This is a genomic window from Microcystis sp. M20BS1 (assembly GCF_020245305.1).
Classification (GTDB): Bacteria; Cyanobacteriota; Cyanobacteriia; order Cyanobacteriales; family Microcystaceae; genus Microcystis; species Microcystis ichthyoblabe_A.
Map to the genome: position 1 here is coordinate 1 of NZ_JADBUZ010000095.1, position 14,011 is coordinate 14,011.

The following is a 14,011-nucleotide window of genomic DNA, read 5'->3' on the forward strand; positions in this document are numbered from 1 at the left end:
TCTGAAATGGGGCGAAAGTCTGTGGACTCTGTGTAAGACAGTACATGGTTTTTTAACTGTGGTATGCGACGGTGGTGGAAGCAGAAACTTAAATCGTGAGGTTTAGGAATCGCCGCACTTTTAGGGCGGCGAGGATGTCAACGTTGAAGTTCTTTCCCTCTCACCCCCGTTGATGCTTTTTACTACTCCCCTTCCTCTTAGTTGTAAAATACCTACACCTGTCAGTCCCTATTGACCATCTCCTAAATCCTGAGAAGATTACCAAACAATGTTAGAATAATTCCCGTACTGTAGGCGCTTGCAGATTCTTGTGGGCGTGGCAGGGCAGGCGAAAAACGATTCCGTTAGGAATTAAACCAAAAAAGTTCCACTGGCAACAGCAGTAGATTTTATCTCACTGGGTTGACCAGTTGGCAGTTCGTCAAATTACGGATCAATACAAAATTATCATTTACAGATCTTTCTTGGTAACTTATGGCACAGCGTACACGCTTAGGTGAAATCCTTCGTCCCCTCAACTCAGAATATGGTAAAGTTTCTCCCGGTTGGGGAACTACCTTGCTGATGGGAGTGTTTATGGCTCTGTTTTTAGTCTTTTTGCTGATTATTTTACAGATCTACAACTCCTCCCTAATTTTAGAAGGATTTAATGTGGATTGGGGTCAGTAAGCAGATTCCAACAATCTTGTCGGCATTTTTGGCCGCAGAATTGTCTCTCGGACTTTAGCAGGTGGGTTATTGCCCACCGCAAGTTTTTTATTAGGAGCAAACACATGAATATTTTTGGGATTGGATTGCCAGAAATGGGGTTAATTCTCTTGATTGCCCTGCTAGTTTTCGGACCGAAGAAATTACCAGAAATCGGTCGCAGTTTAGGCAAAACTATTCGAGGATTTCAAGAAGCATCCAAGGAATTTGAAAGTGAATTTAAGCGAGAGGCCCAGCAGATTGAAGACTCGGTAAAAATCAAAGCTGAATTAGAAGAAAGTCAATCTCCTAGGGATCAAACTCGTTCCAGTTGACAACTTTGTAGAGATGTAGAGTAGGTCAAATTCGAGGCTATCCGCTAGATTAACATCGAGAATGACCAAATCGAGATTAAATTGGCAGTTTTACCATAGACCTCTTGTAAAAATCAAAAATTGTTGTTAGGGTCAGGAGTCGGTCGTCGGTCGTCGGTCGTCAGGAGATTATTTTATTTATTCTTCCCACTTCCCCACACCCCGCACCCTACACCCCACACCCCACACCCTACCCCCACGAAAAACTTTTTCAGCAGACCCTAAGTAGGCAGAATATATCATTAGTTTGAGAATTCCCAGAAGGCAGGGAAAAAATGACTATTTCCTTGCTATAAGTATTGTAGATGTCAAGAGTGGTAAATGAATGTCTATAGTGGTATCCCCCGAACAAGTCCATCAAATCGTCAACAACCTCCATCACGATCCCTTTGAGGTTTTGGGGGCCCATCCCCTAGAAGAAGAAGGAAAAGTCAATAAATGGGTTGTTAGAGCCTATTTACCGAAAACCACGGCCGCCTGGGTTATTTTACCGTCCCAAAGACAAGAATATCCCATGACGACCGCTTATCACCCCCATTTTTTCGAGTGCGTTATCGATATCGGTGAACTGAACAATTATCAATTACGCATCCACGAGGGAGAACAGGAACGGGTAATCTATGATTCCTATGCCTTCCGTTCTGCCAAACTTAGCGATTTTGATTTACACCTGTTTGGGGAGGGCAACCATCATCGCATTTATGAAAAATTAGGGGCGCATTTAGCCGAAATCGAGGGTATTAAAGGGGTTTATTTTGCCGTTTGGGCTCCTAATGCTCGCAATGTCTCGATTATTGGTGATTTTAATAACTGGGATGGTCGTGATCACCAAATGCGGAAACGTAATAATATGGTCTGGGAATTGTTTATCCCGGAAATCGGTGTTGGCACTAAATATAAATACGAGATCAAAAATTGGGAAGGTCATATTTACGAAAAATCTGATCCCTACGGTTTTGCCCAAGAAGTACGCCCGAAAACCGCCTCGATCGTGGCCAATTTAGATAGCTATACTTGGGATGATAGCGATTGGATGGAAAAACGCCGCCATAGCGATCCTTTAACTCAACCGGTTTCCGTTTACGAATTACACCTCGGTTCTTGGCTGCACGCTTCTAGCGCCGAACCACCCCGTTTACTTTCCGGGGAAGGAGAAGCGGTTCCCGTGTCGGAATGGAACACTGGGGCCCGCTTTTTGAGTTACTACGAGTTAGCCCAAAAACTAATTCCCTACGTTAAGGAATTAGGTTACACCCATATCGAATTATTACCGATCGCCGAGCATCCTTTTGATGGTTCTTGGGGTTATCAAGTGACGGGTTATTTTGCCCCCACCAGTCGCTACGGCAATCCTGAAGATTTCATGTATTTTGTCGATCAATGTCACCAAAATGGCCTTGGTGTGCTAGTGGATTGGGTCCCCGGTCACTTCCCCAAAGATGGCCACGGGTTAGCTTTCTTTGATGGTACTCATCTTTATGAACACGGCGACCCGCGCAAAGGGGAACACAAGGAATGGGGAACCTTAATTTTTAACTACGGTCGCAACGAAGTCAGAAATTTCCTGGTGGCTAATGCCCTATTTTGGTTCGATAAGTACCATATTGACGGTATTCGAGTGGATGCGGTGGCTTCTATGCTCTATCTCGATTATTGTCGTAAAGATGGGGAATGGGTGGCCAACGAGTACGGTGGCCGGGAGAATTTAGAGGCCGCCGAATTCCTGCGTCAAGTCAATCATGTAATTTTTAGCTATTTCCCCGGAATTCTGTCAATTGCCGAAGAATCCACCGCTTGGCCGATGGTGTCCTGGCCCACCTATATGGGCGGTTTAGGCTTTAATTTGAAGTGGAATATGGGCTGGATGCACGATATGCTCGATTATTTCGGCATGGATCCCTGGTTCCGTCAATTCCATCAAAATAATGTCACTTTTAGTATGTGGTATAACCACAGCGAGAATTATATGCTGGCTTTGTCCCACGATGAAGTGGTTCACGGCAAAAGTAATATGATTGGCAAAATGCCGGGGGATGAGTGGCAAAAATTCGCCAATGTCCGGGCATTATTTAGTTATATGTTTACCCACCCTGGCAAGAAAACCATGTTTATGAGCATGGAATTTGGCCAGTGGAGTGAGTGGAATGTTTGGGGTGATTTGGAGTGGGGTCTTTTGCAGCATCAACCCCATCAACAGCTAAAACGCTTTTTCTCAGATTTGAACGCCACCTATAAGAGTGAACCTGCTTTATATACCCAGGATTTTGGTCAGGATGGCTTTGAGTGGATCGACTGTAGTGATAATAGTCATAGCGTCGTTTCTTTCCTGCGCTGGAGCAAAAATTGGCAGGAGTTTCTGGTGGTGGTCTGTAATTTTACTCCCCAACCCCACAGCCATTATCGCGTTGGTGTACCCCATCCCGGTTTTTATCAGGAAATCTTTAACAGCGATGCGGGTAAATATGGCGGTAGTAATATGGGCAACCTTGGCGGTAAATGGTCGGAGGAATGGTCCTATCATAGCCGTCCCTACTCGATCGATCTCTGTTTACCACCTTTAGGGGTTTTAGTTCTCAAAATCGGTCCTCATGCTTCTGGGGAATAGGTAAGCTTTTTTCAGTGTTGCCAAAGGCACGGCGTAGCCGTCCAGTAAACAGTAATCAGTGAACTGAAAACTAACATCTGATAACTGATAACTGAGCTGCCATTACTGTCGAGATGGCTAATACTAAATCCGTTGAGTAACGCACAGAAAACGGGTTTCTCGGAGAAACCCGTTTTCTACTCATGTAATAGGCAAAAGGATCAATAGATAATCAGTCTTTAATAACAGGATTTAGTCTGAACAGGTACAGACAAGAAAGTGCAGAAAGTGGGCATTTTCCTCTGGCGAGCATTGGAACCATAAACAAGCAAAAGTATCTGTATATTTAGTTACTAAATAAGACAGATTTGCCCTAGATGCGGCCTAGGGAAAAGCCGGTCAAAAACTAACCCATCAGGATCACCGTATCGATGACGTGGATCACACCATTATCCGCCTCGATATTACCCGCGATCACCGTGGCATTTTTCACCTCAAAACCTTCGCTACAATCGACGGGAATCGGTGAACCCTCTAGAGAAGTCACTACAGCCAATTTTGCCAAATCTTCCTGCATATATTTGCCCGCAGCGACGTGATAGGTGAGAATTCGGGTTAATTGGGGGATATTCTGCACTAGGGTTGTAATCGTCCCGGGGGGCAATTTGGCAAAAGCTTCGTCGGTGGGGGCAAAAACCGTGAAGGGGCCAGGACTTTTTAGGGCATCCACAAGATTAGCCGCTTGTACCGCCGTCACTAGAGTTTTAAAATTATCGGCACTGACCGCAATATCGACAATATCTGCCATAAACTTAACTCAATCCCTTAAAAAAATTATCTATTTCAGATTTTAAACTCAATCTTGTGGCTCTTCTCGACTTTGTGTGATAATTTTTGCTTATGGAATCGTGAAATGTTGACGGAGAAAGACTTTTACGACTATTTTGCCGAAGAAACTATCAGTATAGGCTTCGTTTCCACACAGAAACCAGAAGAGCCATCTTGTCCCAAAGATCACTTTACTAAATTGTGTGTCAAAAGTTGGTAAAGTAGCCTAGTCTCATAAAATAGCAACCGACATAGGCCATCCTTACCTAATGCCTTAAAACTGGGTAACTCTTGGGTGACTTTGATTTTTTTCCCGGTTTTTTCGTTGCGAGTAAAATAGGTGTGTTTTCTGGGATTTAGCCAAGAGTTCTTAAGTTTAGCCATAGTCTCAGTTTTAGCGGGTTTATTCGGGCAAATAGTCACCATTGCCTGCTGTCCTTTAGTCAAATCTTTCTTAACATTTCAAACCCTTGTAGCACAAGGCTTTCAAGACTCGGTTAACAATTTGTAATATTCCTTGTTGACACCCTTACAAAACAAAGAAAAAACTGAAATCAAGTCAGGATAAGGGTTGGAGTGCTTACTGAAAAAATTGTTAAGAAAGATGCCTATAAGGGATAGGAGGGTGTCTGATAATTTTTAACGCCTACCTACTTAACTAGGGTTTATAACTGGGAAAATCGATATAACCTTCCTTGTCAAAAGAATACCAATCCTTCATCTCAGCATCGGGATTAAGAGGCCAATTATTGGCGAATCTTTCCACCAAATCGGGATTACTGATATAGGGGCGACCGAAAGCAATTAAATCCGCATCTCCTAACTGAATAGCGGCTTCAGCAGTTTCTTTTGTATAACCGCAATTGCCGATTAAAGCACTATTAAAAACAGCCCGAAACTCGGATAAAAGCATCGGTTTACCCTTTTCATGAAAACCAAAAGCCAAGCCATCTAGCAGATGCAAATAAGCTAAATTGTACTCATTTAATCTTTGGGCAACATAGAGAAAAGTTTCTCGAAAATCCTCGGAACCCATGTCATTATAAACCCCATTGGGAGACAGACGCACCCCCACCCGATGACTGGGAAAAACAGTTAAAATTGCCTCGACTACTTCCTGTAAAAAACGATAGCGATTTGCCAAACTGCCACCGTACTTATCCTGACGCTGATTAGTGGCCGATTGTAGAAAAGTATCGATTAAATAACCATTAGCCCCGTGAATTTCTATGCCATCAAACCCCGCTAATTTTGCCCTCTGAGCGGCTTGACGGTAATCGGCGACAATTGCGGCGATTTCCTCGGTTTCTAAGGCTCTAGGGGTCTCGTAGGGCTGTTTGCCGATGGGTGTATGCAACTCCCCCTTAATCCTAATTGCGGAAGGGGCAACTGGTAAAGCCCCATTTTCCTGAAAACTAGAATGAGAAGCGCGACCACAGTGCCACAATTGACAAAAAATTGGTGTTCCTTTTTTTTGGGCGATTTTAGTCACCATTTGCCATGCTTGCGCTTGTTCATCGGTGTAGATACCGGGGGTATTTTGCCAACCGTTAGCTTGGGGAGAAATTACCGTCGCTTCTGTAATCATTAATCCCGCGCTGGCCCTTTGTCGGTAATATTCGGCCATTATCTCATTAGCAAGACGTTTTTCTCCGGCTCGCGCTCGCGTCATGGGAGCAAGCACAAGACGATTTTCTAAGTTTAAATCTCCCAATTTAAATTGACTTAAAAGAGCCAGGGAAGTAGTGAAGGAAGTCATCGAATTTGCCGATAGAGAGTTTAGGTTAATTTTACCGCAGTTAGTTAAAACCAGACAATCGCACCCAAGTATGATTGACTGGCCATCTGCGAGATTGTTCCTCTGCTAAGGGAGGAGAATTAATCGGATCAACTAGCTGAATATAATTAATATTGGTCATAAATCTGACTATAATTACAAGTTATTTAATTTATTCATCATCCAAAATTAAAGAGACAGAAACTATATTTTCTGGTAGTTAAGTCATGATGGTTCGGTATAAAATAGTGTAATTACGCTTATGTTTATCTGACCAGAAATAGTCATTGTCGAGATGTCTAGTAACTGGTGTTTTACCGATCAAATAGACTTCCTAGTGACTGAAACGAAACCCTTACTATTCGGTGCTTGCGAATTTTAAGAGGGTTTTTCAGAATCAGCATTTTTTAGTAAACCTACCCAAAAATACCCAAAAGAGGCAAACAGCCTCTACATTGCATTGATAAAAATGGGAAAACAGGAGTTTTTAGCAAGCATCATTCATTTAATTGTGCTAATCTCCAAAAAATAGCTATTTTTTCATAATTTATAGCAGTTCTCACACCTGTGTGGCACAGTTAAACCTTTGCTGATTAAGCTTTTCAACCTCAACAATGTACCTTTTGTGAACAGGAAATGCTATATTTAGAACTAATTTATGAGTAAAAAAAAAGTCTTGATCGACTTGGGCTTTGTGGCTAGTATGTAAAGCATCTAGCTTCTTCATTGGAGACACCTGAATGAAAGCCCTATTACTGTGGCCGCTGATGCCCAACTCCTTTTGGTCCTATCAAGAGACTTTAGATCTAGCCGGTTTAAGATCAACCAATCCGCCTCTGGGTTTAATTACGGTGGCAGCCCTGTTACCATCGGATTGGGAAATCCGGTTTGTTGATCGCAATGTCCGATTAGAAACGGCTTCCGATTGGGAGTGGTGCGATTTGGTAATCATCTCCGCCATGATCATTCAGAAAAAAGACTTTCAAGAATTGATTGCCAAAGGGTTGCAGTTGGGTAAAAAAGTGGCTGTGGGCGGGCCTTACCCCACCTCCTATCCAGAAGTTGCCCAAAAAGCTGGGGCAGATTACCTGATTCTCGATGAAGGAGAACTGACAATCCCGCTGTTCCTAGCGGCCCTGGAGCGGGGTGAACCGAGTGGTGTCTTTAGAGCCAGCGAGAAACCCGATGTAACCATGACACCGATCGCCCGCTATGATCTACTAGATCTGGATGCCTATCTGGCGATTACCGTGCAGTTTTCTCGCGGTTGCCCCTTTCAATGCGAATTTTGTGACATCATCAACCTCTATGGCCGCAAACCTCGCACCAAAACCCCAGAACAAATGTTGGCTGAGTTGGAGACGTTATATCAACTGGGCTGGAGGCGCTACATTTTTGTTGTCGATGACAACTTCATTGGCAATAAGCGGAATGCCAAGGTGTTTCTGCGGGAGTTGATCCCCTGGATGGAACAACACCAGTATCCCTTTAAACTGATTACGGAAGCTTCCCTTAATCTGGCCGAAGACAGCGAACTGATCGAGCTAATGGTCAAGGCCGGCTTTATGCTGGTGTTTATGGGGATTGAGACACCAGATACCGATAGCTTAATGGGCATTAACAAGGTTCAAAACACCCGCCAATCCCTGATCGAATCCTGTCACAAAATTACCCGCATGGGGCTGCAGATTATGTCTGGCTTCATTATCGGTTTTGACAATGAGAAACCAGGCGCAGGGCAGCGGATCAAAGATTTTATTATGGAGGCGAGTATTCCCCAGGGGCAGTTTAGCCTGCTCCAGGCACTGAAAAATACCGCCCTGTGGAATCGCCTGCAACGGGAAGGTCGTCTGGTAGATGGCATGGGCACTGTCCATCAGGGAGCCATGATGAACTTTGAGCCAACTCGCCCGGTGGAAGAGATTACCGAAGAATACATCGACGCTTTCTGGGAAATCTATGATCCTGTTAACTACCTGAAACGAACCTTCAACCATTTCATGATCATGGGGGGATGGCGCGGCAAATCGAACCGTAAATTAGATGGGCAACAGTGGCAATTGTTCCGCTCCTTGCTCTGGCGGCAGGGGATTGTCCGACCGACGCGCTTCCGTTTCTGGTGGCAACTGGCAGTGATTGCCTGGGTCAAACCCCGTCTGCTAGAAGAGTATCTAGCGACCCTAGGGATAGGTGAGCATTTTTTTGCCTATCGCTATGAAGTAAGAGAACAATTACTAAAACAACTAGCCGATTTGAAGCAACAGAAAGCAAGGGTAGCCCAGCTGGAAAAAACGCTCAAAAGCTAGACAATAGCACCGACGAACAGTCAATGCAGACATTTTGGCGAATTTTTCTTTTGTACGATAGTTTTCCTGAGTTGAGATTCTCCCCCCTTACTTTAAGTAAGGGGGAAAAAAATCAATTGGCACGCTGTTCAACCAACAGTTGGTAAGCATGATTAAAATCAGCCGTTGTAATGCGAATATCAGCCGGGTCAGTCATTCCCTGATGGCGATAACGACGAATTGCCATCAGTGCCGCTTGGTTACATAATAACGATAAATCTGCACCATTCCAGCCTTCCGTTGCCTCGGCCCAATAGCCTAAATCCACATCCTCTAAAGGACGTTCATCATTATGGACCCCGAGAATTGCTAAACGACTAGAGGCATTGGGTAAATCAACTTTTAACTGTAAATCTAACCGTCCCGCTCGCAATAAGGCTGGATCTAAGGCATCTGGGCGATTAGTGGCTCCAATCACTAAAATCGTTGCCGCCGTTTGCAACCCATCTAACTCCGTGAGGATTTGTCCCACAACCCGGTCACTCACTCCTGAATCTCCACTATAACGACCTCTTGCCGGTGCTAAAGTATCAATTTCATCAATAAAAACCACACAAGGGGCTGCCTGACGAGCTTTGGCAAACAACTCACGCACCGCTTGTTCGCTCGCACCCACCCATTTACTCAAAAGCTCAGGTCCATTAATACTGATAAAATTAGCTCGCGCCTGAGATGCAACCGCTTTGGCCAATAAGGTTTTTCCCGTTCCGGGGGGACCCCAAAGTAAAATACCTTTGGGAGCTTGGGCTTTGGTTTGCGTATATAATTGCGGATGGAGTAATGCTCCTTCCACGGACTCCTGTAGGGTTTGTTTAATCTGTTCAAGTCCGCCAATATTGTCCCAGGCCACATGGGGAGACTCCACTTCCACAGAGCGCAATACCGCCGGTTTAACTTCTTTAAGGGCTTGCAAAAAGTCGGCTTGGACTACCGTCATTGTTTCTGGAATTCGCGAGTCAATCGTAGGAACCTGGCGCCGCAAAGCACTATAGGCCGCTTTCTGGCAAACGGCTTTTAAATCTGACCCGACAAATCCCACCGCGTTATCGGCAATCAGATCTAAGGAAACTGATTCATCTAGGGGCATGGAACGGGTGAGAATTTGCAGGATTTCTAAACGGCCCTTGCGGTCAGGCACCCGAAAGAGGACTTCTCGGTCAAACCGTCCAGGGCGACGGAGGGCAGGGTCAAGATGGTCGGGACGGTTTGTCGCCGCTAGAACAATCACCCCCTGGCTTTGGGCAAAGCCATCCATTAAACCCAACAATTGGGCTACCAGTCTTTTTTCTACTTCCCCTTCAACTTTACTGCGATCGGGTGCCATGCTATCAATTTCGTCAATAAAAACGATACAAGGCGCATTCTTACTGGCTTTCTCAAAAATTCCCCGCAGTTTTTGCTCAGCCTCCCCATAATATTTGCTGATCACCTCTGGTCCGACTAAGGCAATATAGTTAACACCGAGTTCTTCGGCCAAAGCACGGGCAGTCAGGGTTTTGCCGGTTCCAGGGGGGCCGACTAAGAGAACGCCGCGAGTGGGTTCAAGTCCTAACTTGGCCAATAAGTCAGGGCGTTTCAGAGGAATGGCAATTAGTTCCTTGAGTTCTTTGATCACTTCCGTCAAGCCACCAACATCTTTCAGGGAAGCCGTGGTCGGTTTTTCGGGCGGTGTCACACTGTCTTCAACCCCTGAATCGGTGGGGGTATCGCGATTGCGATTAACCTCAAAATCATCCCCACCAGAATTGCTCGGGCGAGAAACTCCCCCTGAACGGGGAATACCGCCAGCACGGGGGATGTTACTCAAGGGACGAGAGTTAAACTGCACTTCGGTTTTAATTTCCCCTTTTTCCAGTTTTTCCTCTAAGGTTTTAGCCAGTTCGACTAATTGCTCAAAGCCTTTGAATAGTTCTACCATAAAATTTCTCCTGAGTCAAGTGAAGGATGGGGACTGGGTAATAGATGGGGTTAAGAAGTCCGACTTTAAAGACTAATTACCTTTAAAATAACAGATCTGCCGCGGCTTTGACCCGGGCTAGAGGTTCTACAGACCGAGGTAAACTGGGTAAGCGGATCAAAGTTTGATCTGGGAATAAATCCCGATCAATTTCCTCATTAGCATGATAACGATTCTGCACGACGTAACGTTGATAGACTCCCTTTTTTTTCAGAGATGCTGTCAATCGCAGTTGTTCGGCAACGATGGCATCTTGGGCTTGCAAAACTCCAATAAATTCTGTATGTTGGGGGTCTTTGAGTTTTTCCTGGGCAGACATCACCTGTTGTCTTAAGATTCGCAATCGTCCCATTAAATCTACACGCCCTAAGACATCTTTATACTTCATCCAAAGCTTAAAAATCCAACTTAACCAATCTCCTAAAGCCGTTGGCATTTCTAAAAATCGCAGGAGATGACCGGTAGGAGCCGTATCTAAAATAATCAAATCTTGTTGTTTCTGGTCTAATAACTCCATTACTTTTACTAGGGACAACATTTCATCAATTCCTGGCAGAGATTGAGCGACAATTTGCCGCCAAGCTTCTGGAGTATAAGCTAGTTTGATGTTCCCTTCTTCCTTACCTTCACCACTAATCATTTCTGCCAGTTCCCATAAATAATCATCCCGAAATTTTTCTAAAACGATATTAGCATCAACTTCTTGACCACTTAAATTAGCAGTTAATTGTGTGGATTGATGTCCTAACTTTGTCCCAAAGGCATCTCCCAAAGAATGAGCCGGATCAATAGAAATAATTCTAATTTTTTGCTGGGGATGACTATTAGCTAACGCCCAACCAATGGCCGCGGCAACGGTGGTTTTTCCCACTCCCCCCTTGCCACCAATGATAATGAGTTGGCGTTTGTCGTCAATAAAATCACTAAAACTCGGCAGAATTTTTTGCGGCCATTGAATAGGAGGCGGGGCCATAAATTCTACTTTTTCGATAATTTCAATTTGACTCATGATCTGATCTAATGCTTCACCTCCCAGGGGTTCTTTTGCCTGTTGGGGCAGGGTGAAAATTGTCTCTTGACCTGGAATTTTTAGGAATTTATCGAGGAGTTGCTGTTGCTCACTGTAGCGATCTAAATTTTGATTAGGATCCGTTAGAATGCGATTAATAAATAATCTGCCGCAGGGAATATTTAAGTGATGCAAACTATTGAGTAATCGTTCGGTTTCTAATAAACTCATCGGTTCGGCAATTGCCACAATTAAACAAAGGGTAAAATCCCGATCTTGTAGGATTCGTTTGCCTTCGGTTAATTCTGCTTGTGTTTTGACTAAAAAGTCATCCACATCATCGGCATTGTAGGTTTTTGCAAAAGTTTGCGAAATAACACGATGTTTTTCTTGAAACAACTCTAAAGAATTTAAAATAATCTCTAAAAAGTCTTTAATCCCCAATAAATTCAAGGTATGACCAGAGGGAGCCATATCAACAACAATTCGATCTACAACATTCTCTATTAGTAATCGTTGAATTTCTAATAGACCCATAATTTCATCTAAACCTGGCCAGTCTAAATCCCAAACAGGAGTTAAATCTTCTCCTTCAACAAAACTGCCCCGTTCTACTAAAAGTTCTAAAAATTTTCCGTATTTTTCTTTAAATTCTAAGAGCAATTTTTCCGCATCTAATGCCCTAACTTTTAAGTTGGGTAAGTCTTTTACAGGTGATGCTTGATCGCTAACTTCTGTTTGCAATACATCCCCTAAAGAATGAGCAGGATCGGTTGAGATTAACAGTATTTGTTCCTCGGGAAATAATTTAGCCCAACGGCGAGCAAATCCACAGGAAAGGGTGGTTTTTCCCACTCCTCCTTTGCCACTAAACATAACTAAATGTCGAGTGTCATAGCAACTTAGAGCGTTATTTACCAAGTTAAAGTTAGTCATAGAGAAATCAAGTTAAGTAAAGTGATAGGGGGGAGAAACTTGTCCTAATTGTAATTGCCAACGGGGGCAGGCTTTCTGCCAATGCAAGACTTGCTCGATTAGTAAAGGTTCTTCTTGAAAATTAACTAAAAGATAAATTCGTGATTCTGTCCCCGGAGCAGTAATAATCCTAGTTGACGGATAGCTTTGGGTCACTAAATGCCCGAGATTCTGCCATTCTGAACCTTGCAAAGTATAAAAATCTTGTTGGGCTTCATAAAGCTGTTTTTTGGCTAAAAAATATTGTCTGCCCTTGCTTTCAGAAGAGAGTACAGGCTCCTCTGGCTTACGGGGAATACATTTTAAAAGATATTCTCCTTTTCCCTCAAGTTCTTCAATTTTTTCTTGATATTCTTGGGCATGAGAACAAAGATGAGTCAGTAAATTTTCTGCCTCTAAAAAAGATGTGCCAAAACGTAAGGGTAAAATAGTGGTTTGTTGAAATAGTTCACAGATAACTCGATCATGACATAAAACCGATTGAATCAAGCGTTCATCATCATTTTGTAAAGTGTCTAAACCAACTTCGGGTTCGACTACGGCCGAGAGAGAGCCAACAGTTATCAGTAACAATGGGTTAGCCATTCCAACGGGTAATTTTAGGCTTTCTATGGGGGTTTTCAAAAAAGCGTAAGTATATAGATTGTACAATTTCATAGGGTTGACCGAAAGAAAATTGACGATTTTTTACAAATTTTTATATTGGGGCGTTGATATGCTAGAATATTCTAAGTTATTCAGGGATTGTTATGACAACCACTCGTCCACCCAGACCAATTAGATCTAAAATTAGCACCATGCCTCGGAAACAATCTGAAGCAGATCACCAACTTGAGCTTTATAAGTTAATTACTGAAAAACAACGTATCCAAGAAAAATTAGAAATGATGGAGCGGCAGATTCAGCAATTTAAAAATCGTCTCACGTTTGTGACAGAGCAAATTGAGACTACAGAACAAAGTATTCAAAATTTGCGTGCAGCCAACCCTCCTAGTGTAGCTAAAAAACCTGATTCCCCCAAAACTGTTGCTCACTCCTCTAATAATTCCAGTAATTTCCAAACTTTTTACCTAGAATATTAAGGCTTAACCAAGGGCTAGTTCTGACCAAGCTTCAACGAGTTCTCCAGCTTGTCAAATCCGCCCTTACTAAGCTTACAATCTGTGATTTTGTTCATGATCTATGTGGTGGGAAATATTGCAAGTTTAGAGAGAAGATTCAGATTCGTTTTCTGCCTCTTCTTCTTCTAAGGCTTGAATTTTTAATAAAAGTTCTTCTTCCTGAATTTCAAACTCCTCCTCAGAAATGTTGCCCATATCGTAAGATAGTTGTAGGGATAATAACAATTTGTGCAAATTTTCCGCCTCATCATATTCTATATCTGCACGCTCTTGAATTTTCTCCCCAATCCAGATCAGACCCCCAATAGGACCGGTAACAGGAAGAAATAAAAGATCGAGAAACATAACTAATAC

12 protein-coding genes are annotated in these 14,011 nt (G+C 43.4%); 6 read left to right on the plus strand and 6 right to left on the minus strand.

Annotated elements, in window-relative coordinates; genetic code table 11:
* Positions 1-474 precede the first annotated feature (474 nt).
* The 3 genes from psbH to glgB all read left to right on the plus strand — a co-directional run bounded on the left by psbH (position 475) and on the right by glgB (position 3,666).
* The gene (gene psbH / locus IM507_RS09710; protein ID WP_002736544.1) at positions 475-669 is read left to right on the plus strand and encodes a photosystem II reaction center phosphoprotein PsbH; all 195 of its coding nucleotides are present in this window, start codon (positions 475-477) and stop codon (positions 667-669) included.
* A gap of 104 nt (positions 670-773) precedes the next feature.
* Complete coding sequence (locus IM507_RS09715) at positions 774-1,022, plus strand: TatA/E family twin arginine-targeting protein translocase (RefSeq protein ID WP_002743526.1); 249 nt, start codon at positions 774-776, stop codon at positions 1,020-1,022.
* A 364-nt stretch (positions 1,023-1,386) separates the two neighbouring features.
* Entirely contained in the window at positions 1,387-3,666 is a 2,280-nt protein-coding gene (glgB, locus tag IM507_RS09720; protein WP_002737827.1) for a 1,4-alpha-glucan branching enzyme, read from the plus strand.
* A 385-nt stretch (positions 3,667-4,051) separates the two neighbouring features.
* On the opposite strand, the gene IM507_RS09725 is transcribed toward glgB, so the two are convergent.
* Entirely contained in the window at positions 4,052-4,453 is a 402-nt protein-coding gene (locus tag IM507_RS09725) for a fasciclin domain-containing protein (protein WP_123230391.1), read from the minus strand.
* A 54-nt stretch (positions 4,454-4,507) separates the two neighbouring features.
* Here IM507_RS09725 and IM507_RS23500 point away from each other — a divergent pair, with 54 nt between their 5' ends.
* Entirely contained in the window at positions 4,508-4,693 is a 186-nt protein-coding gene (locus tag IM507_RS23500) for a hypothetical protein (protein ID WP_002747899.1), read from the plus strand.
* Positions 4,694-5,131: 438 nt separating this feature from the next.
* On the opposite strand, the gene IM507_RS09730 is transcribed toward IM507_RS23500, so the two are convergent.
* Entirely contained in the window at positions 5,132-6,232 is a 1,101-nt protein-coding gene (locus IM507_RS09730; RefSeq protein ID WP_123230392.1) for an alkene reductase, read from the minus strand.
* A 758-nt stretch (positions 6,233-6,990) separates the two neighbouring features.
* On the opposite strand from IM507_RS09730, the gene IM507_RS09735 reads away from it, so the two are divergent.
* Positions 6,991-8,556 (plus strand): B12-binding domain-containing radical SAM protein, encoded by a 1,566-nt coding sequence (locus IM507_RS09735; protein WP_123230393.1) that lies wholly within the window; start codon positions 6,991-6,993, stop codon positions 8,554-8,556.
* A gap of 112 nt (positions 8,557-8,668) precedes the next feature.
* On the opposite strand, the gene IM507_RS09740 is transcribed toward IM507_RS09735, so the two are convergent.
* From IM507_RS09740 to IM507_RS09750, 3 genes are all read right to left on the minus strand, one after another.
* The gene (locus IM507_RS09740; RefSeq protein ID WP_002737235.1) at positions 8,669-10,513 is read right to left on the minus strand and encodes an AAA family ATPase; all 1,845 of its coding nucleotides are present in this window, start codon (positions 10,511-10,513) and stop codon (positions 8,669-8,671) included.
* A gap of 82 nt (positions 10,514-10,595) precedes the next feature.
* Complete coding sequence (locus IM507_RS09745) at positions 10,596-12,497, minus strand: ArsA family ATPase (RefSeq protein WP_103112398.1); 1,902 nt, start codon at positions 12,495-12,497, stop codon at positions 10,596-10,598.
* Between the two features lie 12 nt (positions 12,498-12,509).
* The gene (locus IM507_RS09750; RefSeq protein ID WP_002735492.1) at positions 12,510-13,193 is read right to left on the minus strand and encodes a GvpL/GvpF family gas vesicle protein; all 684 of its coding nucleotides are present in this window, start codon (positions 13,191-13,193) and stop codon (positions 12,510-12,512) included.
* A 92-nt stretch (positions 13,194-13,285) separates the two neighbouring features.
* Between IM507_RS09750 and IM507_RS09755 the strand changes: the two genes are divergently transcribed.
* On the plus strand, positions 13,286-13,618 hold the full coding sequence (locus tag IM507_RS09755) for a gas vesicle protein (RefSeq protein WP_123230394.1): 333 nt from the start codon (positions 13,286-13,288) through the stop codon (positions 13,616-13,618).
* Positions 13,619-13,741: 123 nt separating this feature from the next.
* On the opposite strand, the gene IM507_RS09760 is transcribed toward IM507_RS09755, so the two are convergent.
* Positions 13,742-14,002, minus strand: coding sequence for a gas vesicle protein GvpG (locus tag IM507_RS09760; RefSeq protein ID WP_002736124.1), 261 nt, complete (start codon positions 14,000-14,002; stop codon positions 13,742-13,744).
* Between the last annotated feature and the right edge of the window lie 9 nt (positions 14,003-14,011).

Coding starts and splice junctions, on each gene's coding strand:
- psbH (WP_002736544.1), top strand. CDS start 475: ATGGCACAGCGTACACGCTTAGGTGAAATCCTTCGTCCCCTCAACTCA.
- IM507_RS09715 (WP_002743526.1), top strand. CDS start 774: ATGAATATTTTTGGGATTGGATTGCCAGAAATGGGGTTAATTCTCTTG.
- glgB (WP_002737827.1), top strand. CDS start 1,387: ATGTCTATAGTGGTATCCCCCGAACAAGTCCATCAAATCGTCAACAAC.
- IM507_RS09725 (WP_123230391.1), bottom strand. CDS start 4,453: ATGGCAGATATTGTCGATATTGCGGTCAGTGCCGATAATTTTAAAACT.
- IM507_RS09730 (WP_123230392.1), bottom strand. CDS start 6,232: ATGACTTCCTTCACTACTTCCCTGGCTCTTTTAAGTCAATTTAAATTG.
- IM507_RS09735 (WP_123230393.1), top strand. CDS start 6,991: ATGAAAGCCCTATTACTGTGGCCGCTGATGCCCAACTCCTTTTGGTCC.
- IM507_RS09740 (WP_002737235.1), bottom strand. CDS start 10,513: ATGGTAGAACTATTCAAAGGCTTTGAGCAATTAGTCGAACTGGCTAAA.
- IM507_RS09745 (WP_103112398.1), bottom strand. CDS start 12,497: ATGACTAACTTTAACTTGGTAAATAACGCTCTAAGTTGCTATGACACT.
- IM507_RS09750 (WP_002735492.1), bottom strand. CDS start 13,193: ATGAAATTGTACAATCTATATACTTACGCTTTTTTGAAAACCCCCATA.
- IM507_RS09755 (WP_123230394.1), top strand. CDS start 13,286: ATGACAACCACTCGTCCACCCAGACCAATTAGATCTAAAATTAGCACC.
- IM507_RS09760 (WP_002736124.1), bottom strand. CDS start 14,002: ATGTTTCTCGATCTTTTATTTCTTCCTGTTACCGGTCCTATTGGGGGT.